The sequence below is a fragment of the Streptomyces sp. NPDC053076 genome (assembly GCF_044546845.1).
Classification (GTDB): Bacteria; Actinomycetota; Actinomycetes; order Streptomycetales; family Streptomycetaceae; genus Streptomyces.
On sequence record NZ_JBITZL010000013.1, the window covers coordinates 91,494 to 116,472 of the forward strand.

25 protein-coding genes and 1 pseudogene are annotated in these 24,979 nt (G+C 68.9%); 20 read left to right on the forward strand and 6 right to left on the reverse strand.

All coding sequences use genetic code 11. The annotated features are described in order from the left end of the window. Positions 1–24 precede the first annotated feature (24 nt). From ACIGYR_RS35875 to ACIGYR_RS35890, 4 genes are all read right to left on the reverse strand, one after another. Complete coding sequence (locus ACIGYR_RS35875) at positions 25–948, reverse strand: FAD-dependent oxidoreductase (RefSeq protein WP_399608198.1); 924 nt, start codon at positions 946–948, stop codon at positions 25–27. Next, positions 945–1,535: an isochorismatase family cysteine hydrolase gene (locus tag ACIGYR_RS35880; protein WP_399608296.1), complete on the reverse strand. Its 591-nt coding sequence runs from the start codon at positions 1,533–1,535 to the stop codon at positions 945–947. Before ACIGYR_RS35880 ends, ACIGYR_RS35875 begins: the two co-directional genes overlap by 4 nt. Then, a complete protein-coding gene (locus tag ACIGYR_RS35885) occupies positions 1,532–2,548 on the reverse strand; it encodes an XRE family transcriptional regulator (protein WP_399608200.1) in 1,017 nt (338 codons plus the stop codon). The genes ACIGYR_RS35880 and ACIGYR_RS35885 overlap by 4 nt, the downstream gene beginning before the upstream one ends. A gap of 315 nt (positions 2,549–2,863) precedes the next feature. Continuing rightward, the gene (locus ACIGYR_RS35890; protein ID WP_399608298.1) at positions 2,864–3,619 is read right to left on the reverse strand and encodes a GntR family transcriptional regulator; all 756 of its coding nucleotides are present in this window, start codon (positions 3,617–3,619) and stop codon (positions 2,864–2,866) included. Positions 3,620–4,321: 702 nt separating this feature from the next. Between ACIGYR_RS35890 and ACIGYR_RS35895 the strand changes: the two genes are divergently transcribed. The 11 genes from ACIGYR_RS35895 to ACIGYR_RS35945 all read left to right on the forward strand — a co-directional run bounded on the left by ACIGYR_RS35895 (position 4,322) and on the right by ACIGYR_RS35945 (position 15,057). Next, positions 4,322–4,933: a hypothetical protein gene (locus ACIGYR_RS35895; protein WP_399608203.1), complete on the forward strand. Its 612-nt coding sequence runs from the start codon at positions 4,322–4,324 to the stop codon at positions 4,931–4,933. 376 nt (positions 4,934–5,309) lie between these two features. Then, positions 5,310–5,807 carry an ATP-binding protein gene (locus ACIGYR_RS35900; RefSeq protein ID WP_399608205.1) on the forward strand — a complete coding sequence of 166 codons (498 nt, stop codon included), beginning with the start codon at positions 5,310–5,312 and terminating at the stop codon, positions 5,805–5,807. 213 nt (positions 5,808–6,020) lie between these two features. Continuing rightward, the gene (locus ACIGYR_RS35905) at positions 6,021–6,299 is read left to right on the forward strand and encodes a WhiB family transcriptional regulator (protein WP_399608301.1); all 279 of its coding nucleotides are present in this window, start codon (positions 6,021–6,023) and stop codon (positions 6,297–6,299) included. A 174-nt stretch (positions 6,300–6,473) separates the two neighbouring features. Continuing rightward, entirely contained in the window at positions 6,474–6,665 is a 192-nt protein-coding gene (locus tag ACIGYR_RS35910; RefSeq protein ID WP_399608304.1) for a DUF5999 family protein, read from the forward strand. Between the two features lie 494 nt (positions 6,666–7,159). Further along, complete coding sequence (locus tag ACIGYR_RS35915) at positions 7,160–8,881, forward strand: DUF2637 domain-containing protein (protein WP_399608208.1); 1,722 nt, start codon at positions 7,160–7,162, stop codon at positions 8,879–8,881. A 115-nt stretch (positions 8,882–8,996) separates the two neighbouring features. Further along, on the forward strand, positions 8,997–9,476 hold the full coding sequence (locus ACIGYR_RS35920) for a hypothetical protein (protein WP_399608210.1): 480 nt from the start codon (positions 8,997–8,999) through the stop codon (positions 9,474–9,476). Next, complete coding sequence (locus tag ACIGYR_RS35925; protein ID WP_399608212.1) at positions 9,473–9,781, forward strand: hypothetical protein; 309 nt, start codon at positions 9,473–9,475, stop codon at positions 9,779–9,781. Before ACIGYR_RS35920 ends, ACIGYR_RS35925 begins: the two co-directional genes overlap by 4 nt. Before the next feature lie 129 nt (positions 9,782–9,910). Next, positions 9,911–12,121: an ATP/GTP-binding protein gene (locus tag ACIGYR_RS35930; protein ID WP_399608215.1), complete on the forward strand. Its 2,211-nt coding sequence runs from the start codon at positions 9,911–9,913 to the stop codon at positions 12,119–12,121. Positions 12,122–12,142: 21 nt separating this feature from the next. Further along, the gene (locus tag ACIGYR_RS35935) at positions 12,143–12,562 is read left to right on the forward strand and encodes a conjugal transfer protein TraB (protein WP_399608218.1); all 420 of its coding nucleotides are present in this window, start codon (positions 12,143–12,145) and stop codon (positions 12,560–12,562) included. A gap of 84 nt (positions 12,563–12,646) precedes the next feature. After that, positions 12,647–14,788, forward strand: coding sequence for a chromosome segregation protein ParM (locus tag ACIGYR_RS35940; protein ID WP_399608220.1), 2,142 nt, complete (start codon positions 12,647–12,649; stop codon positions 14,786–14,788). A gap of 80 nt (positions 14,789–14,868) precedes the next feature. Beyond that, positions 14,869–15,057, forward strand: coding sequence for a hypothetical protein (locus ACIGYR_RS35945; RefSeq protein ID WP_398653063.1), 189 nt, complete (start codon positions 14,869–14,871; stop codon positions 15,055–15,057). Here ACIGYR_RS35945 and ACIGYR_RS35950 read toward each other — a convergent pair whose 3' ends face one another. Beyond that, positions 15,058–15,219 carry a hypothetical protein gene (locus ACIGYR_RS35950; RefSeq protein WP_179858475.1) on the reverse strand — a complete coding sequence of 54 codons (162 nt, stop codon included), beginning with the start codon at positions 15,217–15,219 and terminating at the stop codon, positions 15,058–15,060. Positions 15,220–15,439: 220 nt separating this feature from the next. Between ACIGYR_RS35950 and ACIGYR_RS35955 the strand changes: the two genes are divergently transcribed. The 5 genes from ACIGYR_RS35955 (at position 15,440) to ACIGYR_RS35975 (ending at position 18,127) form a co-directional block, all read left to right on the forward strand. Next, on the forward strand, positions 15,440–15,931 hold the full coding sequence (locus tag ACIGYR_RS35955; protein WP_399608224.1) for a hypothetical protein: 492 nt from the start codon (positions 15,440–15,442) through the stop codon (positions 15,929–15,931). 52 nt (positions 15,932–15,983) lie between these two features. Then, entirely contained in the window at positions 15,984–16,751 is a 768-nt protein-coding gene (locus ACIGYR_RS35960) for a hypothetical protein (protein ID WP_399608227.1), read from the forward strand. Between the two features lie 50 nt (positions 16,752–16,801). Next, on the forward strand, positions 16,802–17,056 hold the full coding sequence (locus ACIGYR_RS35965) for a hypothetical protein (protein ID WP_399608229.1): 255 nt from the start codon (positions 16,802–16,804) through the stop codon (positions 17,054–17,056). Between the two features lie 236 nt (positions 17,057–17,292). After that, entirely contained in the window at positions 17,293–17,493 is a 201-nt protein-coding gene (locus ACIGYR_RS35970) for a hypothetical protein (protein WP_399608232.1), read from the forward strand. A 358-nt stretch (positions 17,494–17,851) separates the two neighbouring features. Then, positions 17,852–18,127 (forward strand): hypothetical protein, encoded by a 276-nt coding sequence (locus ACIGYR_RS35975; RefSeq protein ID WP_400014403.1) that lies wholly within the window; start codon positions 17,852–17,854, stop codon positions 18,125–18,127. Positions 18,128–18,139: 12 nt separating this feature from the next. Here ACIGYR_RS35975 and ACIGYR_RS35980 read toward each other — a convergent pair. Then, positions 18,140–19,138 (reverse strand): annotated as a pseudogene (locus ACIGYR_RS35980) (transposase); the annotation flags it as partial. A gap of 705 nt (positions 19,139–19,843) precedes the next feature. Between ACIGYR_RS35980 and ACIGYR_RS35985 the strand changes: the two are divergent. The 4 genes from ACIGYR_RS35985 (at position 19,844) to ACIGYR_RS36000 (ending at position 24,971) form a co-directional block, all read left to right on the forward strand. Next, positions 19,844–21,223, forward strand: coding sequence for a ParB N-terminal domain-containing protein (locus tag ACIGYR_RS35985; RefSeq protein ID WP_399608237.1), 1,380 nt, complete (start codon positions 19,844–19,846; stop codon positions 21,221–21,223). Positions 21,224–21,318: 95 nt separating this feature from the next. Then, complete coding sequence (locus tag ACIGYR_RS35990; protein ID WP_399608239.1) at positions 21,319–22,224, forward strand: ParA family protein; 906 nt, start codon at positions 21,319–21,321, stop codon at positions 22,222–22,224. A gap of 244 nt (positions 22,225–22,468) precedes the next feature. Beyond that, positions 22,469–24,352, forward strand: coding sequence for a DUF2637 domain-containing protein (locus tag ACIGYR_RS35995; protein ID WP_399608241.1), 1,884 nt, complete (start codon positions 22,469–22,471; stop codon positions 24,350–24,352). 178 nt (positions 24,353–24,530) lie between these two features. Then, positions 24,531–24,971 carry a hypothetical protein gene (locus tag ACIGYR_RS36000; protein ID WP_399608244.1) on the forward strand — a complete coding sequence of 147 codons (441 nt, stop codon included), beginning with the start codon at positions 24,531–24,533 and terminating at the stop codon, positions 24,969–24,971. The last annotated feature ends 8 nt before the right edge of the window (positions 24,972–24,979 follow it).

Consider the following 24,979-nt stretch of genomic DNA (forward strand, 5'->3'; position numbering starts at 1 on the left):
GTGGTGCCCAGCGCTTCGGGAGTGTCATCGAGCCCCGCCTCCGCCAGGCAGGGTTGTGCCGTAGTAGTAGGCGAGCACGGCCTCGGCTCCCGAGCCTTGTGCGGTGGCTATGCGCTGGAAGCGAGCAGAACGAAGGTCACCTGCGATTCGAATGCGCCGGTGCTGCTGGTCCGGTCGGCAGTAGCCGTCCTCGTCAGAGACGAGCCCAGCCAGTGCAGCCGGCTTGTTCCCGAGATTGTTGAGCACTGATGTGACGGAGTAGATCGTTTTGGCCCCGTCATGGTCCTTCACCTCGACCGTCCAGCCCTCGCCGTACCTGGGTTTGGTAATCGCGACCTCTGAAACGGGTACGAGTCGTACGCGAGGGTCGTCCTCGACTTCGGCCGCCTTGTATCTGTCGGTCGATGGGCACAGCACGTGCAGTGTTGTCGTCACATCCGGGTGAGCTCGCAGCCAGGTCCCGAGTGGGCGATCAGCACCGAGGACGTACGTCCGGCCTGTGAGCTCCTGCGGAGTGGCGCGCCAGAGTGGTGGAGCAGAGAACTCGGAGGGAGTGGTTACCCACTCCACGTCGGACGGAGCGAGGTCGGTCACGCCAGTGGCGACCACGATGGTCTCCGCAGTGAGCAGGCGGCCGTCAGCGAGGGTGAGTTCGGCTCGGTCGTCGTGTCCGCTGGCCTTCACTGCTCGGCCCTGCTCGACGGTGCACCGGCCCGCCTTCTGTAGGCGCTCAAGGTCTGCGGCCAGCGCCTCGGCCAACTGAGAGCCGGTCGTCCAGCTGCCAGGTACGTTCCCCAGGGCGCTGATTCGGTGCAGTTTGCCGCCCACGGGTCCGGCCTCTAGCACCGTGGTCCGGAGGTTGAGGCTGGCTGCCATGAGCGCGGCCGCAACCCCGGCCGGGCCGGCGCCGACCACGAGGACATCGGTGTCGCATGACCGTGCATTCACGCAGACGCTCCCCGGGGTCCGTTGATGCGGGACAGGACGGTTTCGCTGGTCACCAGGTGGTTCGCGCTGATGTTCCGTGCTGCCATCAGGAGTGCCGCGTCGTGATACTGGGCTCCGCCGGTGGAGGCACAGGCGTCGGTGACGATCCACGGCCGGTAGCCGTTGTGGTAGGCGTCCCTAGCCGAGTCGTACACGCACGCGTCCGTGTCGATCCCGCACAGCACCAGGTCGGTCCATCCCGCATCCCGAATGAGCTGAGCTCCCTCAGGCGTGAAGACGGAAGCCTGGTCTTTGTCGATGATGGCGGTCGCATCGGCGGCGTACGGAGCGAGCTCGGCGGCGAAAGCCTGCTCCTCTGGCGATCGCAGCCGGGTCCACTCTGTGATCGTTTCATAGGGCGAACCTGGTTGGTTGTGGAACCGGGTCAACACCACAGGTGCGCCCGCTGCTCGCCAGCCCTCGACGAGCTGCACGATCGCGGGGAGAACACCACGGCTGTGCCGGTTGACGAAGCCCTGCTGTACGTCGATGACCAGCAGCGCTGTCGAACGAGGTTCCACCCAGTCCGCCTTCCATATGCCTGTTATGGGTTGCTGTCTCGCAGTGCATCCTGGGCGGCCCGAAGCCGATCAGGAAGTTCGCTGGTGGCAAGGATCGCCTCGCGCATCACTCGATGCTGGGCAGTCTCCGTCGGCCTCGCCGTAGTCAGCCGGACGTACGCGCCGCGCAGGAAGCGCCACCCGTACGCCGGAGGCATCACCGGGTCCTGCCCTTCTTCGATCATGCGCAGGATGTGCGACGACAGCGCCCACAGCGCCTGGACGTCCAATTCCAGGGCAACGATCTGGCTCGTCGTCAGGGCACGCTCGTCCGGCTGAGGGTGATAGGACACTCCAGACCAGCCGGCCGCTCCCCTCGAGGCACCGCCGTCGAAGGCCACCGCTTCCGGGTGCGTCCAGCCTTCGCGGAACTTCGTTTCTTCAACACCGGCCCCGAGAGGCCTGATGTTCTTCGGGTCTTGGCGGTTGACGAGGACCGATGGCGTCGTCAGCAGCTGCAAGGCGGGATCGAGCCCCGCCTTCGTCCACGAGTGATCACGCAACTCGTACACGCTCAGGACGTACTCCGGGTCCGGCGAAGGGCCAACCACCGTCCCGGCGGGGCTGTGCTGCTCCAACAGGTGCGTCATGCGCTGTCCGGCCCAGTCCCGATCCGTCAGGTACGACCTGTACCGCCACAGCGCCAACTCGGTCAGCGAGTCGAAGCGCTGGTGCTCTTCCACGAGCGCCAACGCGATCCCGCACGCGAAGACGTGGACTGTGGAGGCGTGTGCCGTCCGGTGCTCACCAGGCAGAACCCGCTGCTCAAGGCCTCCCGGGCCCGAAGGCCGGGGCGCGCCAGCAGCGTAGAGCGATCCGAGCTGCTCCCCCAGGTACACCGGCAGGAATTTGTACGAGACAACGGTGCATGGTGCTGGCTGGGCCACCTCGGCCCCTGTGGCACTGACAGGTTCCCCGCGCTGTGCCGCCAGTCGGAAGCGGAACGCCTCCTGCTCTTCTGGCGTGCACCGGGCAAGCGCCGCGTCGAGAATCTGTGCCATATGGGGACGGCACTCGCGAGATGGGTCTTCCCGCCAGTGAGAGACCGTTCGGGGACTGATGCCGAGGTCGTCAGCGAAATCGCGGACGGACTGGCGTTTCACCGACCGCAGCAGCAGACCCTCTTCACCTGTCCACCGATCCACAGCGATCACTACACACCCCTAGACGGGTCCTTGAACAGGCAGCAAGGGCCGTATTGCCACGCTAAGTCCACACCACTGCTACGCGGGGGCATCTCGCTCACAGTCCATGCGCCTGAAGCTAGTTGGCAACGGAGCCAGCCATTCAGCGATCGGTCGGTAGCCCCCATGTCGTCAGGCGTCGAACTCGTAGTCGAGGACGTACGAAGCCGAATCGAGTGTCATCTCGTTAACCTCGACCACGCGTTGGTCCTCGGCGAACGCCGTCCTGCAGATCTTGAGCACAGGACGCTCGAGGGACATTTCCAAGGCGGCTGCCTCTTTGCTCGTAGGCAGAAGGCCTCGAAGCTCCTCGCGGAAGTGCACGGGCGCGTGCCCAAGATCGGCGAGTCGCGCGTACACCCCACCCGGCCCGGTATCCGCCTGAGTGATCGCCGACCCTGCCACGAGGCTGTACGGCAGGTAAGACGTCGCGATCATGACCGGACGTCTGTCGAGCGTGTAGCGCCGCGACCGTGCGCAGGCGGTTTCCTCGTCTCCCAGCCCCAGCATGCGCTGGATGTGAGCCGGGGGGATGAGCTCTTCAACGGCTACTTGGTCGACATCCAACGGTCGGTTCTCGTCTGCGGCCCAGATGGATTTGCCGCTCCCCCACTGATCTCGTGCCAGGCGCTGAATGCCTCGTCGCCGGATGGGATGGAAGGCCTGAACGAAGAAGCCGGCCCCCTTCCGGGACTCGGCGAGTCCTTGGCTCGTGAGCATGCGGAGTGCTCGGCGGGCGGTCATCGGGGACACGCCGTACTGCGGCGCGAGGACGTTCTCCCCCGGCAACCGGGCTCCAGGGCCATACGTGCCCAGTTCGATCGCCGCCTTCAGGGCGTCAGCGATCTGCAGGTACTTGGGCTGCTCGTCGCCCGATTCATCCGCCATACGACTCCTCACCTCGCTAGCGATCCTAGACGCCTCGATGTCCAGCGCCAGCGTCGTGGCGGCCCCGGTCGCTGATCTGTGACCGCTTAGCCGTATTTCGATATCGAAGCTCTTGACTTCGATAGTGAGCATAGCCTCTACTGGAAGCAGCTTCGATATCGAAGTGGGGGGGGACCGGACTCCCGTCTCGGCGCGCTGAGTTGACGCCGTCTCGAGACCGGACCTCCACCCGGAACCGCAGTAGGCGGGCCGGTAGGGAACGGACGCGAGTTCCGATCCCGACGTACGACCAACCGCATAGTGCAGCCTGCTCGACATCGCTTACATGCGGCGCCGGGGTGACCGACCACCGAGTCGACACGATGTCCCCCGACGGGTTTGAGCAGGGCAGCCCGACAGCAGTTGCGCTGCCTGTCCTCCACGATCCGACCAGCGGGTCCCGCTGTACGGCTCCTGGTTGGCAGGGAACGCAGCCCAGTCACTCCCCCCGCCTAGGAGCTCGTCTTGCGTGTCAGCAAGCTGCCCCCGTACCGGCTCAGCGACTTCCGACCCCAGCACGTCAATCTCCGCGAAGGAGAGGTTCCGACTCTCCGGTGCCCGGAGTGCGAGGCCTGGCACTCGATCAAGCGTAGTCTCCTGACGCCGCACTACCCGCAGGCCGGGAAGCGGTGCTCGGGAAGCGCGCGGCGCATCGTCTTCGACATGACCGTCGAGGAGTGGGGTGCCGCTCTGGTCGAGGGTGCCCGTGAGGCCGGTGCCCGGCGGAGCAAACAGCAGTTCCACAAGCCGGCCCCTCCGGCGGCACAGACGGTCCACCGCATGTCGCACACGGTGCAGATGTCGCCGCTCGAACGTGCGCGGCAGGCGATCGCCCGGCACCAGGCCGACTGCAAAATCTGCAGCGGTGGCAAGCGGTGCCGGATGCCGCGGATCCTGGCCCAAAGCGCGGCGGGCCGTGCGGGATTGGCGGCGCTGGATCGTGCGCTGCAGGCCGTCGCCCGTCACCGTGTCGCCTGCGCCGACTGCAAGAAGGGCCAGTACTGCCCCATGGGCTTCGAGCTGGCCGAGCGGAAGGCGTGGACTGAGCAGACCCGCGAAGACGTGGTACGTCAGCAGGTCCGCGAACAGCGGGAAGAGCAGAGCCGGGAGCGCGGCCGTGACCGCAGCCACGCCCGCAGGAGGGCGTCGGACTGGCGTCGCGTGGGGCCCGCAGTCCGGCGCACTGACCGCGAGCGCGCACAGCGTCCGGCTGACACGGACTCCCCGAACAACCACACCAGCGTCCCGCTGGAACCGATCCACGTCTCTCGCTGAAAAGGAGGGGGAGCGAAAGGCTCCGCCTTGATTCCTGAGCACCGTACGGCCTGCGTTGCCTGTGATCGCCGCCTGTGTGATGTGCGGCGATGGCAGGGGGCAGCAGGACCTTCTCAGGTCAGCAGTCCCGCTGGGTTGGCCTCCGCCAGGGGAGGCCAACCCAGCCCGCGAAAAACCGAACAACGAGAACGGCCCCGGGGTGCATCCCGGGGCCGTTGTCGATCGTCCACCCATCTCAGGTGAGAGGAAGTACGACCTTGCTGAGGAACATGATGACATCCCGCGCGCCGCTTGGTGCACAGGGGGACGAGCACCCGAGCCAGGAAGACGAGGCGCTGCGCCGGGCCAGGGAGCACGACCAGAGGGGTGGGACCCGGTGACGGTCACGGTCTTCGGTACCGGCACTCTGCACGCCGCGGCCGTGGACGAACGACTCGTGGTCCCCGACCCGGTGCGGGGTCTGGTGTTGACCGAGCGGCGGCGCGGCTTCTGCGCTGAGGTGACGGCCTCTCCGGAGGCCTTCAGCGCTGTTCGCGTGCTGACCCGCTCGGTGGCGACGACGTACGGCGCTGACCCGGGCCTCGCTGATTCCGCCGAGCTCGTGGTGTCCGAGCTGATGGGCAACGTGCTGCGGGCTAGTTCGGAGAACGAGCCCGTCCTGCTGATCGTCGAGGTGTACGCCGTCCCGTCCGACGTCGAGGTGATCGTTCACGACGCCGTGCCGGGTCAGCCGGGCCGCCGCGAAGTCGCCTTAGACAGCGCCGAGGCGATGTCCGGACGCGGTCTGCACCTGCTCGACCTGCTGACCGATCACTGGACGGTCGAGCCGTCGCCGCTCGGCAAGCAGATCAGGTGCCGCCTCCGGGCGGAGTAACACCAGCTGTCTTACGGGGCGGACGGTCGGAAGGTCAGCTTCTGCCACTGCAGCACCACCGCACCAGGCGGAGCCGGAGATCACCGCGCTCAGCCGCCCCCATCCCCCCGCAGCCCCAGGGACTCCGCGTTCCTGGGGCTGCCCGCATCTGCGATCTCAACGGAGGACCCCATGCAGGACATCCAGGACCTCGTCAGCCTCTCCGCTGCCCACATGCCCGCCTCCGAGGCCGGCGTCGACTGGCGGCACAGCGCCGTTTGCCGGGAGGAAGACCCCGAGTTGTTCTTCCCGATCGGCAACACCGGTCCGGCGCTGCTGCAGATCGAGGAGGCCAAGGCGGTCTGCCGTCGCTGCCCCGTGATGGAGCACTGCCTGCAGTGGTCGCTCGAGTCCGGTGAGGACGCCGGCGTGTGGGGCGGCCTGTCCGAGGACGAGCGCCGGGCGATGAAGCGCCGCGCGGCCCGCAACCGCGCTCGTAAGGCCAGCGCCTGACCACACATCACCCGCAGCCCCTGCCCAGCCCGTCGCCACCGGCCCGGCCATCGTCGGCCCGGTGGCGGCGGAGAACGCAGGGACCGATCGCCCCAGCGCCCTTGGCGCCCGCTCCGGTCCACACCGTCCCCGACCCCCTGAAGGAGTTCGTCCATGACCGTGATCACCTCGTCGCTGTGCCGGCACGAGCCGACTTGCCCGCCTGCTGACAGCCCCGACCGCGAGGCCGCGAAGACCGTGGCCCGCCACCCGGAGCAGGGCTGGAGCCTGCTGTGCAACGCCGTCCTGCTCTTCGAGGACACCGGCGAACTGCTCCCCGACGGCCAGGTCGTTGCCCCGCATCGCCCCATCGCGGCCCTGGCCTGACGGCTGCCCGATCCGCCCGCACCGACCGCCACGCCTTTCGGCGGCCGGGTCGGGCGGTGCCAGGGAGCCGGACAGTCTGAGTCACTTGCCGAAGGGGACCAGGGCTGGCTTTGCGCCCGCCTTGCGTGCGCCGCGCCCAGTCTCATGGCCACCCGGTGACGCTTCGCGAGGCCCGCCGCCCGCACCCATGTCCGCCGGCCAGCTCGTGAGCCCGACGTGGGCAGAACAGGTGCCGGTCTTTTGATCAGCCGACCGCTCCGCCTGCCGCTTCGGGAACGGGTTGTCGTGTTTCGGGAGCAGCCCATGCCGTTTCGCACACGCCTTGACCGACCCTTCTGCGGGCGCCATAACGATCACCGACTGGCCGCGGACCGCGGCCGCACCCGACCCGGAGACGGCTTCATCGACCGCCGTTTCGGCAGCAGCCGCCCGTGTTTCGGGAGCAGTCCCCTTCGTTTCGCGCACGCCGTGAACTACCCCGTCTGGAGTGTCCTATGACGATCACCGACTGGCCGCAGACCGCGGCCGCAGCCGACCCCGAGACGGCTTCATCGACCGCCGTTTCGGGAACGCCCAAGACGATTTCGCGGACACCCGGCACCGTTTCGGGTGCGCCGGAGTTCGTTTCGGAGACGGAAAGCGGAACCGGAACGAACGAGTCCCCGGCGAAGCTGACCGGCACCCAGAAGTGGACGGCCGGAGCGATCGTTATCGCTGCGCTCGCCCTCGCAGGTATCGGCCTGTACCTCAGCTTCGAGCACGTCGCGGACTTCGCCCACAAGGAACTCCGCTTCGGATCACTGGGCAAGGGGCAGCTGTTCGCGGTCGGCGTCGACGTCGGCATCATGGTGATGATCGCGGTCGACCTGCTGATGGCCTGGCTCAAGCGCCCCATCAACTGGATCCGCTACCCGGTGTGGCTGCTGACGGCCGCCACCGTCGTCCTCAACGCCGCATCCGGCGCCCCGGAAGGGGCCTGGAAGCTCCTCGACTACGTCGCCGCCGGAGCCCACGGCGTCGTGCCGGTCCTCTTCATCACGGTCGTCGAACTCGGCCGCACCGCCATCGATCGCGTTGTCCGCCCTGACCAGGAAGAACGGGACTCGATCCCTTGGCTGCGGTGGATCCTCGCCCCGGTCGCAACCGCCCGGATCTTCCGCCGCATGCGGCTGTGGGGCGTCACTTCCTACCCGGAGATGATCCGCCGCGACCAGCAGCTCATCGCCTACGAGCAGTGGCTCAAGCGCAAGTACAAGGGCGACATCTCTCAGGCCAGCGAGGACGAACTGCTGCCGATGAAGATGGCCCCCTACGGCTACACCGTCGACCAGGCCCTGGCCATGCCCGATGAGCAGGAACAGGCAGCCCAGGAGCGGGAGGAGGAAGCCGAGCGCCGCCGCCTGGACGCGGAGACGCGCAGCGAGGTCGCCAAGGCAGCGTCCGAAGCCGAGCGCCTGCGCGCCAAGGGCAAGGTGGAGGTGGTCCGCGCGGAGGTCGACGGCCAGACCGGCCAGGCCCGCGCCCACGCCCGAGCCCAGGTCAGCGCCGCAGAGCGGGCCGCCGCGCTGGAGGAGGCGGCGCTGGAGACGGCCGTCATCGCCGAAGCCCGCGCCCGCCAGGCGGAGGCGGAGCGCAAGGAGGCCGACGAGCGCGAGGCCAAGGCTGCCGCTGATCTCCGCGCGGCGGAACTGGAGCGCCAGGCAGCCGAGAAGCGGAAGGAAGCGGCGGAGGCCGATCGGGTCGCCGCGGCGGAGGCTCAGGCGATCGAGACCCAGACCATCGCCGAAGCCCGCGAGGCCGCTTCCGAAGCGAACCGGCGTGCTGCCGAAACGGAGAGGGCTGCTGCCGAAACGCAGCGTGCCACCGCCGAAGCCGCCCGCAAGAAGGCTGAGGAGGAGCGCCTCGCGAAGGTCGCTCTCGCTGATGCCGCGCGTGCCGAGAAGGAAGCCGCCGAAGCCGAGCGGGCTGCCGCCGAAACGCGGCGGGCTGCTGCCGAATTCGAGCGGCGCGCGGTCGAAGCCGAGGACGTCGCGAAGCTCAAGCCGCGCGAGCGGGCGGTCCGCCGGGTCGCCCGGATGATCCTCGTGGCCGGCGGCGACGCCGACCGGCTGCCGCTGGCCGACATCCAGCACGAGCTGGCGGTCACCTCGCCCGGTACGGCCTCGGAGTACCGCCAGGAGGCAGCCGAGCTGCTCGCCCGCGGCTACCGCCCCTGATCCACCGTCCGGCACACACCAGTGAGGGCCAGCCCGCGGGATTCGGGCTGGCCCTCGCTGCGACTGCCGGAAGCAGTCACAGCCCCCACAAGTACACCAGGAGGGAATCCCCGCCGTGAACAGCGAAAACGACCCGAACTACTCCCCTCTGCGCGACGTCGCGCAGAGCCCGGAGGCAACCGCCCGGTACCTGGCCGACGTTCAGCGGGTCCTGCTGGACATCGGCAAGAACCTGGAGACCCTCACGCACGAGACCCGCGTGCACCTGCGCGACACGCACGTGGAGGGCGACCGCTGGTACCACGCCAGGCTGCGCGCGATGCCCGTGGAAAAGGCCCTCGGGCAGGTCCTCAAGAACCTGAACAACCTCACCGAGGGCCTGGAAAAGAGCGCCTATAAGCGCCGCGCCCACGACGAGGCCGTTGTGAATACGGCCAAGGACAGGAAGGAAAAGGAGCTGGAAAGGCAGCGAAAGAAGAACCCGCCGAGCCTCCAGGCCGCACCCAATCCGCTGCAGCAGGGTGCGCAGACCCAGAATTCCGGGTATGGTGGCCCCACGTCGATTTACGACCTCGGTAGGAGGGAGTCGGCGTGACGCGCCCCCTCAGCAGCGTCGAACGCTCGATTCAAGGGCGGAACGGCTGGCTGCAGGAAGAAGAGCGCAAGGCGATCGAAAGTCGCGGGGAAGTAGGCCGGATGGAATTCTGGCTCCGCGTTACTCGGTCCGAAATCTCCAAGGAAATCAAGGCCGGACGCGGCGACGTCATCGCCGCATTCACGCTGGTCTGCCGCCTCTTCAAGCTCGTGCTGGAGAAGCGGCGCGCGGGCGACCCGCGGCTGTTCGACCACCTCATGCAGTACGCGGACACCGTCCTGAAGCAGCACGGCCCGCGTAGCTGAGCGTCACCCACGAAGGCCCCGCCGGGCTCCGGCGGGGCCTCGCGCGCGTAAAGCGTGCACACGTGCACGTGCACGCGCGTGCACACGAGACCCCACTGTCTGTCAAGTCCCCTGGAAGGGAGGTGCCCTGTGTCCGACGAGTCCGACGACATCGGCGGCGGAACCCTGGTCCACGGCCCGTGGAGCGGCGATTCCACGTACTCGCTGCCGCCGACCCCGGATTTCATCGACACCATTCCGCCGCCGGAAGACATTCCGGCCGCTCCCCCGGAGAGCCCGGAGGAAACGACGATGGAACTGCCGACGATTCCGGCTGCTCCGGACCCGGCAATGGCGCTGCGCTCGGACGGGATTTCCCCGCCCGAAGCAGACGATGACGCGGATATCGAATTCGAAGACGAATACGTTCAGCCGCGTTCTCTCGCTGACCGTCTCGGTGACTGGCTGGAATTCCGGCTGGAAACGGCGCGGGCCAATCACGAAAGCGAAGCGCCTTTCCGTGAGGCTGAAATAGCACGGAAGGCGGCGCTGCTGGAGGGCCGCACCGCGCAGGAAGTCGCGATGATGGAGCAGAACGGAAAGCTCCACGCCGCGATGATGAAAGCGAAGGGCGACAAGGCGGCGGCGCGCGGAAAGGCCGACGCCGACCGCACGAAGTCGTCCAGCTCCGGCCTGGGGTCGGACAAGGGCCGCTCGAAGGCCGGCGGCGGGGGAGGGTCCTCGCGCGGCGGCGGCAGCGGTCCGTCCCGCAACAACTCCGGCGCCGGGCCGAACCGGTCCGGGGCGTCGCGCGGCTCCAACTCCGGCGGCCCCGGCGGCCGTTCGGGGACCGGATCGACCGGGGGCGCCGGAGGCGGCAAGGGCGGCGCGAAGGGCTCCCAGTCGGGCTCTGGCGGCCGCGCAGCCGGTTCCGGGCGCAGCGGTCAGTCCGGGGGGTCGAAAGGCGCTCAGACGGGCTCTGGCGGCTCCGGCCGGAACGGCAACTCCCGGGGTGACGGCGCCAGTCAGGCGCCCGGCGCCCGTGCCGAGCGGGCCCGCGGCCGCCAGGAGCGCGCCGGGGTCCGGCAGGCCGGGCGGCAGGAGCGGCGCACCGCCGGGCACGCCGCCGGTGTCGCGGACCGGAGCAAGGACCGCGACCAGGCCCGCGCCCAGCAGCAGCAGGCGTGGGAGGACCGCCGGGCCAGGAAGGCGCAGCGGGCTGAGGCTCGGAAGGCGGAGCGGGAAGGCGCGGCGTCGGCCGACCCGGGCCGCACCACGCTTGGCAAGGCCGTCGGCGAGGAAGCCCAGCGCCGCTGGGACAAGCGCCGCGCCGACGCGAAGGCCGCCGCGGACGCGAAGGACGCCAAGGCGGCCGGCACCGAGAAGGTGAGCCTGGCCAAGGACAAGGAGTCCAAGGCCAAGGGCACCGACGGCAAGGACGCCAAGACCGCCAAGGACGCCCCCGACGGGGCCTCCAGCGCCGCGAAGGACGGCAAGGCGGGTGATACGCCGGGCACCGACTCAACGGCCGGTGACGGAGCGTCTGATGGTGCGAAGAAGCGGCGACGGTTCCGGCGCCGGCGCACCGGCAGCACGGGCCGGGCCGGACGACGCGGACGTACCCGCCGCACCGGCCGCACCGGCCGGACGGGACGCGGTCGTACGGGCCGCACGGGTCGTACCGGTCGGCGTGGCCGTCCGGCGGACAGCCCGTTCGGCGCGGAGGACTCCACCCCGACGGTGGAGTGGCCCGACCGTCCCAGCCGCCCGCCGCGCACTGACGCCACGGGCGGGGACGACATCGTCGACGCGGACATCGTCCCCGACGAGCCCGCGGCCATGACGACCGGCGTGCGGGGCCTGCCGCCCGCGCCGGAACGGCACACCGCACGGCCCGGCACCAGCCGGCCGACCAGCACGGAAGGGAGCAGCGTGAGCAGCTCGGAGGTCAGCAGGCCGTCCGGCGCGGGCGGCCTCGCCGCCCAGCACCGCACGGACATCACGTTCGACGACTACCTGATGGAGATGGCGAACATCGCCATCCAGGCCGCCTCCGACCAGGAGCGGGCCGAAGCCCTCGCGGAGGCCCTCGACAAGGTCGCCGACGCCCTGCGGGACATGGCCACCGACCTGATCGGCGACCACAACGTCACCACCGAGGTCACCGAGCTGATCTCGGACCTGGCCGACGCCGCGGCCCGCATGAAGCAGCAGGCCGAACGGTGCGCGACCGAGTGCGGTCTCGCCCTGGAGGCCGCCAAGCTCGCGGCCGCGATGGTCGCCCGCATCTACGGCCAGGACATGGCCGCCAAGGAAGACGCGGGCCTCAAGTACGTGTCGGCCGCCGCCCACCACGACTAGGAACAGGGAGGAAACCCGCTGATGAGCAGCGATCTCGCACCCCGCCCCAGCGGCGCGGCGCCCGCCGTGGCCGACGGCGACAACCGCTACAAGGCCGTCCAGGCCAAGCTCGACACCCTCGGGCGCGCGCTCGACGACGCCGGGCTCGGCCTGGAGGAGCTCGTGCGCAGCATCAAGAGGAACGCCAAGCGTGCCGAGGACGCGGCCCGCGACGTCGACAACGCCGAACTCGACCCGAAGTTCGTGGAGCTGACCAGCAACGTCGGTGTCGCCCTCGGGGGCGCCGGGGTGCAGGTCAGGAAGCTGTACGAGACCGCGCAGGAGACCGCCGACCTCACCTACGAGACCAAGCGCACCCACTCCAAGCTGTACGGCGCGCTGGACGACATCCGCTCCAACCGGCGCGAGAAGACACCCCGGCCCGGGTTCTTCAACCGCTGACCCCCCTCCCCCACCCACCCCCCGCCACGGGCGGCCCCGCACACCTCGCGGGGCCGCCCGTGGCTGTTCCCGAAGGAGAAGCCGGTGACCACGCCGCGCAGCGTCGCGCTCGAACGCCTCGCCTACACCCTCGCCGCGCCCGTGCTGGCCGTGGCCCCGAACCTGTACCCCGACAGTCCCGTCAACCAGGTCGTGCAGCTGGCCGGCGCGGCCGGGATCGGCGGCTGGTTCCTGGCCGCCAAGAGCGATGAGCCCGGCGCCGGACGCAAGATCCTGCGCTGGTCCCCGCTGGTCCTGGCCGCCGCCGTCGACGTCGCCGGCGGGCACACCGGCGGCTTCGGCCCGTACTGGATGGACGGGCTGCTCGCCGCCGGATGGGCGGTGGCCGGCTACCTGGTGATGCCGTTCTCCCGGCACACCCGCCGCCGTCACCGCCCCGCCCTCGCCGCCCCGGCCCCGCAGCCGGCGCCCGCCGAAGTCCTCGAGGAGTCGGTGGCGCAGCCGGACGACGGGGCCGACCTGCTCACCCGCGACGCCCGGGTGCTGTGGGAGCAGGCCGGGATGCCCGGCCGCACGCACATCGTCAAGGCCACCCGGCACCCCGGCATGCAGCACGACATGACGATCCTGCTGCGCGCCTCGGAGACCGGCCGGCCGATCACCGGCCTCACGGAGGCCGCGGTCGCCGCCCCGTTCGCTGTGCCTTCCAGCGACGTCGTCCTGGCGGAGGTCGCCATCCAGCCCGGCCGCCAGGGTGGCCCCGGCTGGATGGAGGCCCACATCACCCCCGACGGCAACCAGCGCCGCCGCAAGGCCCCCACCGACAAGGAGCGCTGGACGGACAAGGTCGGCTCACCCAAGGGCGGCGCACCCGGCTCCGAGCTGGTCCACAAGACCCGCGACGACGAACGCGGGGTCACCTTCTACCGGGCGAAGATGGCCGACTCCACCGAGACCCCGCGCATCGACCTGGCCAAAGTCTGCCGCGCGCTGAAGCTGCCCGAGGACGACTCCTGCGTGTTCGTCCTCATCGACGGCAGCGAGTTCCTGATCAGCGCGTTCGACTCCCCGCCGCTGTCGCAGGTCTTCCGGGCGACCCGCGAGCTGCTCACCCCGGACGCCAAGGGCATGTACGTGTGCGGGTTCACCATCACCGGCCAGCCGGTGAAGACGATGGTGTACCAGCACGACAAGAACGCCCCGGCCCACGGCCTGACCCTCGGGGTGTCCCGGTCGGGCAAGACGCAGTTCTTCGCGATCCACATGGCCGCCCAGTCCCTGGATGGGGAGGTCGTGTGGCTGGGCACCGTCCGCAAGGACGAGAAGACGAGCGCTCTGGGCCGGTACATCGACCGGCAGGGCTCGAACGCGCTGTGGATGGCGCGCTCGCTGCGGGCGGCGAAGGCGCTGTGCGAGATCAGGGCGGAGATGCCCTGGCCGCACGACGGTCAGCCGCACGACTACAAGCCGGGAGACCCGCGTTGCCCGTACCGGCAGCTGAACGTCTACGGCGATGAGTTCATGACCGCGGCGCAGGACGGGGACTTCGGCGAGTTCATCCAGAAGGACGGCGAGGACCTCACGGTCACTGGGCTCAAGTACGGCATCGGCTTCAACCCCGCCGGGCAGAGCCCGTTCGCGCACAACGGGTTCTCCACGGAGATGAAGGACAACCTGCGACAGAACAGCAGGCCGGTCATCTTCAACATGGGTTCGCCCGGCGCCACCCGCAAGGCGGCGGAGGGCACCATGGAGAACGCCTACGACGTGCCGACCATCCCGGCCCGCTACTCCCGCAGCGAGGGTTCCGCGATCGAGCGGGCCATGCGCGGCGAGGCCGACCCGGAGAACGGCGTCAGCACGGGCGGCGTCGCGGTCATCGTCCTCGACAACGGCCGCGCCGTGCTCATGCGGTCGCTGTACGCGGATTTCGACACCGACCTCTCCGAGCTGTTCCCCGACGAGGTCAACCGGCTCACCGACCACGAGATCAGCGAGCTGGAGAAGCGCGGCCTGTGGTTCGACTGGAACGAGCCCGTGCGGCCCGGCGAGTTCTGGCCCGAGCCCGACGAGGACGACGAGGGCGATGGCCGCTCCCGCCGGCGCGGCGACGGAGGCGGCAAGGGCGGTGGCGGGCGCGGCTCCAAGGGCGGCGGTCGCCGCTCCGAGCAGGTCGCCTCTCCCCGCCAGGCGCTGGAGGCCATCAAGAGCCTCACCGACGCCTGATCACACCCACCCATCCCCGGGGCCGGCCCGCCTGAGCGTGGCTGGCCCCACCCGACCCCTTGTGAAGGAGCACCACCACCGTGGCCCTGTCCATCTCCGCCGCCGTGCTGCTGGGCATCATCGTCGTCGTCCTGGTCAAGGGCGGCTATGTCCGCGTCGGCTCCGCGCTGGCCTGCACGCTGTTCGGCTTCACCCTCGCCGCGACCGGCCTGGCCCCGGCCATCAACAGCGGCCTCGCCTCGTTCGCCGGACTGATCTCGAGCTTCTGACTACGCCTCGGTCCACGGCGGGTCGGGCGTGTAGTTGAGTCCGTCGCAGAAGCGGCAGTCCCACTCCGAGGGCACCTCCCACTTGTCGACCCAGAAGCCGACTTGCTTGCCCACGAAGAAGTTCTCACCCCCGCACCACCCGCAGTCGAAGACGAACTCCACCCCAGCCCCTTCCCTGCGCCTGTTGGTCCGAGGATGCCCGCGGCGCGTGTGCGGTGACTACCCACCTGCCAGCCTCAACTCCCCTGCTACGCAACGCCGAAGGGCGCCGCCGGACACGACTCCGGCGACGCCCTTCGCCGTCGCGCACCCCTCCCCCACGAGCCCTCCCGGCCACCACGGCCAGGAGGGCGCTCCCCTTCCGCGTGATCGGAGAACACCGATGGACCCCCTGCACACCCAGCACGGCATGCCCGAGTCCGAGGCCGCGGCCGAAGCCCGCCGCCTGATCGACGACTGGGCGGCCCGGCCCGTACGCCACCACCCCACCTCGTTCCGCGACGAGACCGAGCCGCCGGCCTTCGGCACCACCCCGCCCGTGAAGCAGGACGACCAGCGGATCGTCCCGGCCTGGGCGGCCGGGATCGCGGTCGCGAGCATCGGCGTCGGCGCCGGGATCACCGGCATCGGCTGTGGTGCCTGGCTGGTGCTCCAGGGCCTGGCCTCCGTCACGTTGAACGGCGTCCTCATGGTCACCCTGCCGTTCGCGGGCCTGGCCATGGCCGCCACCGCCATCGGCGGCGCGATCAGCAAGGCCCGCGCGGCCGTCACCAAGAACGTCTTCGAGGGTCCGGTCACCCACCACACCGAGATCCACAACAACACCACCACGCGCGGGGCGTTCTTCGCCCGCACCCGCAACGAGATCCGCTGACCGGCTCCGGCCAGCCCACCACCAACCTCTTCGCCGAAGGAGCAGCTGCACCATGTCCGACAACGACAGGCAGATGAACGGCCAGGCCCGCCCGAACGGCATCCTCGACCAGCTCGAACTGCCCCCGGGCCGCAAGGACAAGCAGCGCCTGGCGCGGCTGCGCGCCGCGTGGAAGGAGTCCTGGGAGGAGGGCGGCTTCCTCTACCAGCGGTGGGAGGAGGTCTTCCAGGCCCGGCACGGCGGCTGGCAAGAGGTCGCCAACTGGATCAAAGCGGCCGCACTGTTCGGCGGGATCAGCCTCATCGTCATGATGCTGGACGCCGCCGGCGACATCGCCTCAGCCACGCTCAAGGGCCTGTCCGCCGTTCCCGCCTCGAGCGGCGGTGACGGCAGCGGCCTGTGGGGCACGGTCGACCACCCCGTCCGGGTCTTCCTCACCGACCAGGCCGCGCACCTGGCCGTCGCCCCCGCCGCCCTGTACGCGTTCTGGCAGCTGACCGGGCTGCTCGGTCTGGTCGGCGGGTTCCTCGGCAACGCCGGAGCCCGCATCGCCTGGCTGCTGTTCGGCATCGGCACCCTCGCCATGATCTGGTCCGCCGCCCCGGCCGGAGGCCGCGCCGCCGCAACCGGGCTCGCCGCCCTCATGTGGGCACTGGCCAGCATCTTCGCCCTGCGCGGCCTGACCCTGCGGCCCATCGTCCGCAACCACCCGCCGCAGTACCAGTTCAACCCCGCGCTCCACCTGCACGCCACGATCCCCGCCCCCACCCCGGCGGGCGACGACCTCGGTCCCGACAACGTCCATCCGCTCCAGCGCTGACCCCGCAGTCGCACTGTCCGGCACCGCCACCGAGCACCGAAGGGAACCTGATGAAGCCGCAGCTTGAGCAGACTGAGTTCTGGGTCGGCACCTTCCACGGGAGCCACGACGGCCTCCCCGCCAAGGTCACCGCGACCCGCGACGACACCCGTGAGGAGCCGTACGTCTGGACGTGCACGTGCGGCGCGTCCCGCTCCTTCCCCACCGAGCACGACGTGTGGCCCACCGCCTGGCGGCACACCCACCCGACCCGCTTCGCCCGGCTGCGGTCGTGGACCGCCCGCCGCTTCCGCACCGCCCGCTGACCTGACGCTCTGCCTGGCCCTCGCCCGCCCCGCTCCGGGTCGTCGAGGACCGGACAGGCCGCCCGGCCGCCTGCACCACCCGCCCGCGAGAGAAGGAGACCCCGTTTTGGCGAAAGCCCCGACCGTCATAGGAGTGCTCACCGAGCCCCCGCTCCGACCTGGTGGAAGGTCAACCGCCACAAGGTCTTCGGCATCGGCGGGCCGGACCTGGAAGCGCAGTACGCGGAAGCGGTCGCGTGAGCCGCGCAGCTGACGGCCCGCACCCGCACCCGCTCACCCTGGCCGAACTCCCCGACGGTGACGCCTGGTTCCGCGGCTGCCCGGACTGTCACCTGCCCATCCAGGGCGGGGACGCCGGCCTCGCCGCGCACCGCCGCACCGTCCACACCCACGCCGGTGATCCCCGGCGGCCCATCACGATCCACCTGGACCTCTGACCGGCGGGGTCGGTTTCCCAAGTTTGGGAAACCGACCCCGGCGTGACGGGCGCTCCGCGCCGCCCCGGCCCCGCATCGACGTGGGGCCGGGGCGGTCGCGGTGGTCCCTCACCACCGAGCAGCGAGAGGAGCTGGACGTCATGTACCTGCGGATCTACGAGACACCTCAGGCGGTTAACGGGTCAAGTCGGCTGCTGGGGGCCGGTCGAACAGGCGGATCTTTCTCCGAGACGAGTGGGATGATCCCGCTGTGGATACTCACGGTTCTTCGTTTCGCCGGCGCCTCCTGATCGAGTCTCTGACGGTGATGGCGGCACCGGCATCGGACCAGACAACGTGGTTGGAGAAACACGGTGTCGTGACGGACGAGATCGCCCTCGATTTCGAGCATGCCTTCCGTATGGCCGAGCGCTTGGTGGAGGAAGGGCTCCTCGGCCGTGACTCGCTGCCCGACCTGCGGGTGATCGACTCGATCTTCGACGGGATGACACGCAACGAAACCACGAACCGGTGGACGACAGCGGCTCTTGGCAGCGACCCCGGGTGGAGTGCTGTCCGGGAACTGGCGCGGACCGTTCTCGCCCGGGAAGGCGTGGACGCCTCGGTGTTGCCAGACATTCGCGTTGTTCGGTGAAGGCTCGATAATTCAGGCTGCAACCGCCTGTGCGGCGGCACCGGCCTGTGGGAAGGCCACGGCCTCGTCATAGGTCCGGTTGTGCTGCAGGCAGCAGTAGAGCTGTCCGATCATGCGGTTGAAGAGGTTCCTCTGAGCCGCGGAGTGCCAGTCCCCGTGGTCGCGGCGCCGCCGGTAGTGCACCTTGGCCCCAGGTGATCGAGTGATGGCAGCGAAGGCCCAGAGGTAGCCGGCGTGGTTGAGCCGGTCGTTCTTCACCCATCGCCGGGAGACGCTCGACTTCTTCCCAGAGGCTCTGGTGATGGGTGAGGAGCCTGCGTATGCCTTCTGGCCGCGGGCGTCGGCAAAGCGATTGCGGTCGTCGCCGATCTCGGCAAGCACCCGGGCGCCGAGCTGGACGCCGAGGCCGGGGAAGCTGAGGAGGATGTCAGCGTCCGGGTGCTGAGGGAAAGCATCTTCGACCGCCCCGGCGAGGTCGTCGGCAGCCGTGCAGGCCGCCTCCAGTTGCACCAGGAGGGCGTGCATCTGCTTGCCGAGGGCTTCTTCGACCAGCGGCGAGTGGTGGGCCCACTCGGCCCGGAAGATGTCACGGATGCGGTCCGCTTCGGTGGCGATGCTCCGTTCACGACCGGCGCGCTTCAGCGCGGCCTGCAGCTGCGTGCGCGTGAGCCGTGCAGCCTGGGTCGGCGTGGCGGCGACCCTCAGGATCTCCCGTGCTTCCCGTCGGCAGAGAGCGTTCCTCCAAGGCTCGAAGGCGGCCAGCGCGGCAGGGTAGTACTCGCGCAGAAGGGAGCGGAGCTGGTTGGAGATCTGCTGACGGTTCCACGTCGCGTCCTGCTGGGCGCGGGCGAGAACGGCGATCGCTCGACCGAGTTCGCTGTAGTCAGGCAAGGGACGGTGAGCGTGCATGTCCGTGCGCAAGATGTTTGCCAGTACGAGGGCATCGCCAGGGTCGGACTTCTTGCGCGAGACGCTATGCCTGTCGCGGTAGCGAGCAGCGGCCATCGGGTTGGCGGTATCCATCGCCACGAGCCTCCGTCTGCAACGGACCAGCACCCAGCACGTCCCCGGCACGACCGTGACCGTGCATCCCCATCTCCCCGGACTCGACTACCTCGACCCACCGTTCCGGGGGACCCAGACCAACTCGCCATGCTGATGGACAGCGACCCAGACGGGGACGACACCGGCCGCAACTTCCCTGATCTCTGGGCACGCCTGCACGCACAGGAGGGATACGAAGAAGCCGCCCGCATCTGGAAGAGGGCCTGCATCGCGTACGGCGCCCTCCTCGGCTCCGTGAAGCCGGATAGCCACGGCCCACCCACCGGCGGTCGGCCGTCCAGCCAACAGACCGTGACCATGAGGCCCCGCACCCCGGACACAGATCCGGGGTGCGGGGCCTTTCGTGTTTGTGGGTCTCTCCGAGCCGTAGCCGAATCCTGGCACGACCGTCCCTGGCACCCAGCGTCGTACGCGCCGCAGGGAGAGGTCATCCGATCGAGTATTCCGACGGAATATCAGTCCCCCAGGCCGATGCGCGGCAGCATGCTGGATGAGCGGACACAACGAGACGAGAGCTACCAAAACTGGGCGTATAGATCGACCCGAAGTCTCGGATATTCCGACGGAATACCGCCCCGTTGGCGAGGACCGGGCTGCCAGCCCGCTAGGGTCACCTGCAGTTAGCACCCTTTCGTCTCAGGAGTACCCCTCATGGCCGCTGGAGCCTCCGGGCCCACGATGACCTTCGGCAGGAAGAAGAAGACCCGGAGCATCTGGGACGACCCTGATGCCGTTGAGGTCATCGAAATCCCCCTTGAGCAACTCCACCCCAACCCCTTCAATCCCCGCCTCGTCTACCGGGACGAGGACATCGACGACCTCACCGAGTCGATCAAGGCAGAAGGCGGAGTCCTGCAGGACCTGTCGGTTGCTGAGGTCGAAGGGTTCCTCGAGTACTGGCGTGCCCGCCTTGCTGAGACGCAGCCGGAGAAGCTTGACGAGCTGGAAGAGAAACTGGGATCTGTCCCGACGGGGGACTACGTCACCCTGATCGGACATAACAGGGCGATCTCGCTGGCCCGGGCCGGCCACGACACTGCTCCCTGCAAAGTCACGAACTCGAAAATCCCCAGGGCCCGACTCCTCGGCCTGCCCGAGAACATGCGGCGGATCCCCCTCAACCCGATCGAAGAGGCCTTGGGCTTTCAAGGAGCGCTCGACGACGGGATGCTTCAAGCGGAGGTCGCCGCACAGACCGGTTGCAAGCAGCCTCACATCTCGCGCCGGATCAAGCTCCTGAAACTGCCCACCGAAGTGCAAAGGGCCGTCATGGACGGACTCGCTGTCAGCGAGGCAGAGATCCTGCTCGATAGGCTCACCACTCCGGAGCAGTTGCTGCAGGCCTGGCTGGTCATGAAGGAAGAGGGAATCAAGGCCGCCTTCGCCGCCGCCAGGGTTCTGTCACCGCCAGCACCCACACCCTCCAAGGCCAAGACCAAGGCCAAGCCAGCTCCCCCCGTCCCGCAGCAGCAGAAGCACTCCCCCGACGACCCAGGGCCCGAGGGAGTCCCGGCAACGGGTGCCAATCCTGGACAGGCCAAGCCAAGCAGCTCTGAACTCAACGCCTCCGACCAGCAGACCGAGCGGACCAATCCCGAGGAGCAGAAGGAACCAGAGCCCGATCCCAGCGCCGAAGCGGCACAACTGCGAGTGCAGGCCTGCCGCACCGTCCTGGAACTGGGAGTCCCCTCGAACCCCCGGGAGACCCTGCGCCTCCTCGCCCCCGCCCTTCTCGCTGCCCCGAGCAAGGCCGCACGGGAGACGGCCCACGAGTGGCTCCGGTCAAGTGCCAAGCCCATCGGTCCCGATGCAGCGAAGCCGGACAAATACTTTGCGGAGGTGTCCGCATCCGGCGACGCAAGGCTGATCGCTCACGTGGCCCTGGCCGTCGCCCTGGCCGTCGCCGAGCAGCGCGCCTCGGCCGCCAGCCGCTCCTGGGATGCCCAGGACCGTGACTACCTCGCCCACCTCAAGTCCGCCGTCAACTATCAGCCCACCGAGTGGGAACAGGACCGCCTCGGCGGCAAGTGAGGCAGGCTCGTATTCCGTCGGAATACCGCGCTCGCTGAGGCAGCGATATTCCGACGGAATACGAGGGCGCCACAGCACGACTCTCAGGAGAACCATTGCCAACCTCTAGGACCACCCAGGCACCCGAAGAGCCCCGCATCTTCGCCTGCTCTGTCATCGCCGGTGGCGCTGGCAAGACTCAGGACGTCATCAACCTCGCCGTTGAGGCGGCCGGGCGAGGGCATTCCGTAGCCGTCGCCGACTTCGACCCCCAGCGCACCGCGTCCCACATCCTCGGCTACCAGGACCCACCCGAGGGCCAGCCGACCATCTTCGATGTCCTGCAGGGGAAGCACCGGCTTGAGGAAGCCGTCGTGCCGGCCCGCTACCGCATCGGTGAAGGCGAAGACGACAACGCGTTCCGCCGTATCCCCAACCTCGACCTCATCCTCGGGACGCCAGAGATGGCGGATGCGGAAGTCAACCTTGGCCTCGACCCTGCCGGTGTGCTGTGGCTGCAGAACGTCCTGGACGAGCAGCTGCCCCCAGGCCGCTGGAACATCCTGTTCTTCGACTGCGGTCCGACACTCGGCATTCTTCTGCTGTCGATCGCTATGGTCGGCCCTGAGGTCATCGGATGCGTCGCCGACGAGTTCAAGTACATCATCGGCCTGCAAGACCTCGAAGACACCCTGGACAAGGGAGCGCGCAAGTTCCGCCGCTTCGGCTTCAAGACCGAGGTCCAGCACATCCTCGCCACCAACATCCCCTTGGACGCCCAAGGAAACATCCGTCGCAGCGGCGGAGCTGTCGCAGACGATGCCATCAAAGCCATCCGCGGCAACCCGGACTGGAGCACCAAGCTGCTGCCCATCATCCGCCGCAAGCAGCGCTTCAAGGACACCATCGTTACGCAGCGGCCGCTGCGATTCCTTGATCCCCGCAACGAGGCACTCCAGGACATCGCTGCAGTTGCGGACGCCCTCGGCATCCAACGCCTCAACTCCACGCGGAAGCGATGAGCTTATTCCGACGGAATATCGTGCACGCGCGGCGCCTGCCACCTCAGCCTGGGGACAGGCGCCGCACTGTTGTCCGTGCGCCCGACAGCACGGATCCCGAGCGTCTACTGCACACCGCCATAGACTCAATGATCACTTTTCGCGGACAATCCGCCCAGAGCCGATCTCGAAGGGCCACAACCCGACCCACATCGTGGGAGTGTGAGAACAGCTCAGTTGTGAGGCTTAGATAGGGGAGTGGGACGTGGCTGCGGGGAACGGTGCGATACCCCAGCTGACCCGAGCACATCGGGTCCTGATCGGCGTGGTGGTTACCGGCGCCGTCATCATCGCCGGCATCGGCTTCGCGGGTTCGTACGCGGCCGTCCGCGAGTTGGCCATCCAGAAGGGCTTCGGGAACTTTTCCTACTTCTTCCCGATCGGCATCGACGCGGGCATCTGTGTCCTGCTCGCCCTGGATCTCCTCCTGACCTGGATCCGCATCCCGTTCCCGCTGCTACGCCAGACGGCCTGGCTGCTGACAGCGGCCACGATCGCCTTCAACGGCGCGGCGGCCTGGCCGGACCCGCTGGGCGTGGGCATGCACGCCGTGATCCCGGTCCTGTTCGTGGTTGCCGTCGAGGCCGCGCGGCACGCAATCGGCCGGATCGCCGACATCACGGCCGACAAGCACATGGAAGGCGTCCGCCTCACCCGCTGGCTCCTCTCGCCCGTGCCCACGTTCCTGCTCTGGCGCCGCATGAAGTTGTGGGAACTGCGCTCCTACGAACAGGTCATCAAGCTGGAGCAGGAGCGCCTGGTCTACCAGTCCAGCCTCCGCTCCCGCTTCGGCCGAGCCTGGCGTCGCAAGGCCCCCGTAGAGGCATTGATGCCCTTGCGGCTTGCCCGGTACGGCGTCCCGCTCGCCGAGACCGCGCTCGCCGGTCTCGCCGCCGCGGGCATCGAGGAGCCACCGATCCAATTCACCGTCGAGCGGGTCACTGCAGCGGACCAGGAGGAAGACGCCACCCTCGAGACCGTGCCACCGCAGGGGGAGGGTGCGGTCGAGCTGGAGAGCGCAGAGCCGAAGCCGGTCCATGACCCCGTCTCAACCGCTGTGCCCGGACGGCCGGACGAGCGGCAGGAATCGACCGAGGAAGCGGCTGATCGGTTCACCGAGGCATACCAGGCGTTCCTCGCCCAGTTCCAGGCCGAGCCGACCCCGACACAGTGGGCTATCTGGCTTCGCGACACCTACGGCATCTCCACGGGATCCGACGATCCGCTCTCCGAGGACCAGGTGCAGCCACTGCTCCGGGTCCTGCAGAAACGCTATGCGCTCGTTGGACAAGAGCCCGCTGGCACCGACGGAGCGGAGCCAGCCGACCAGTGGCACGACTACTTCCACAGCGCCTGGCGCACCTACGCGCAGGAATTCGGCACGTATCCGGATGCCGCCGCTCTTGCTGCGTACGTGTACGAGCGGGACGCCATCACTGGGGACGGCGGCCGACCCATCACCGGCGAGGACCTGGCAGCCTTCGTTACGAGCTTTGAGGAGCGTGAGATCGGCAGCAGCGGACCGCCCGCCGGAGCTGCAGCCGCCGAACCTGACGAGCAGCTCGCCGAAGAGGTCCTCCCGTCTGAAGAGGAACCCGAGACGGCGCCCGCCAGCGCGGGCGCCCAGGCCGCCAAGGAGCAACGCACCCCGCGCGTGAGCGCCGCCATCGATGACCAGTCTCCGAACGAGGATGCCGTCGCGGGGATGCCCGTCGCCCTCACCACCGTCGACCGCTACTACCTGGCGTGGATGGAGTACCAGGCCGAGACCGGTGCCGAACCGGAGAAGGCCGAGCAGCTGTCCGAGTTCCTAGCTGGCAAAGGCCTCTACGGCCGTGGCGGGAAGCCGGTGAGCCCCTCCACCTTGCGACGCTACTTGCTGCCATTCCGGGTCTACAGCCTCTGGGCCGAGCACCGGGTGCGCAGTGACAAACCCTCCTTCGACGCCGTTGCGCAGGACTGCGCAGTCCACGGGATCACTGCGCAGTACAACAAGCCCATCACCGCCGACTACATCGCTGAGAACGCCGCCGACTTCGAACGCCGCTGGCAGGCACTCATCCGCCACCACGCCGAGGCGCAGCAGTAGGTCCTTCACCGCGCACCGGCTGGGCCCCCAGTCTTCCCGCCGTGCCCAGCAGGCTGCGCAATCAGAAGAAACACCAGGTCAGCACTGCATTGCGCAGACACCGCGATCATTGCGCAGCCGAGCACACCGGGCCCTTGCGCATTGCGCAGCCCCGCCCGTGAACCGACGAGGAGGCCCCATGTACGCACTGCGCATCGAACCGGACGCCACGGTCACGGACCTCAACCTGCCCGCGACCGATGCGCACATCGCGATCCAGGAACACGTCGGATCCGACGCCGTCGACCAAGGGGGCTACCACCGGCGGGCCGTTCTGCACATTCACGGCAACGGGCTGAAGCTCGGACTTCCCCAGAACCTGGCCGCATGGGCACTGGCGAGTGCCTGGCGCGGCATCCCCCTGTACCCGCTGGCCGGTCCCATCGTCATCACGGGCCGAACCGCGAGCGGGGACATGGCGGCGCTCGACAACGACCTTGCGCACCACGCCAAAGCCGTTGCGCAGACCGTCCGCGACACCCTGTCCGAATCGCGTGAACGCCCTCCGGCCTCCAACGAGGCAGCCATCAAGGAACTCCTGGCGTACGCAGCCCGCGACGTCGCCTCCAGCGGGCAGTGACGCGCTGC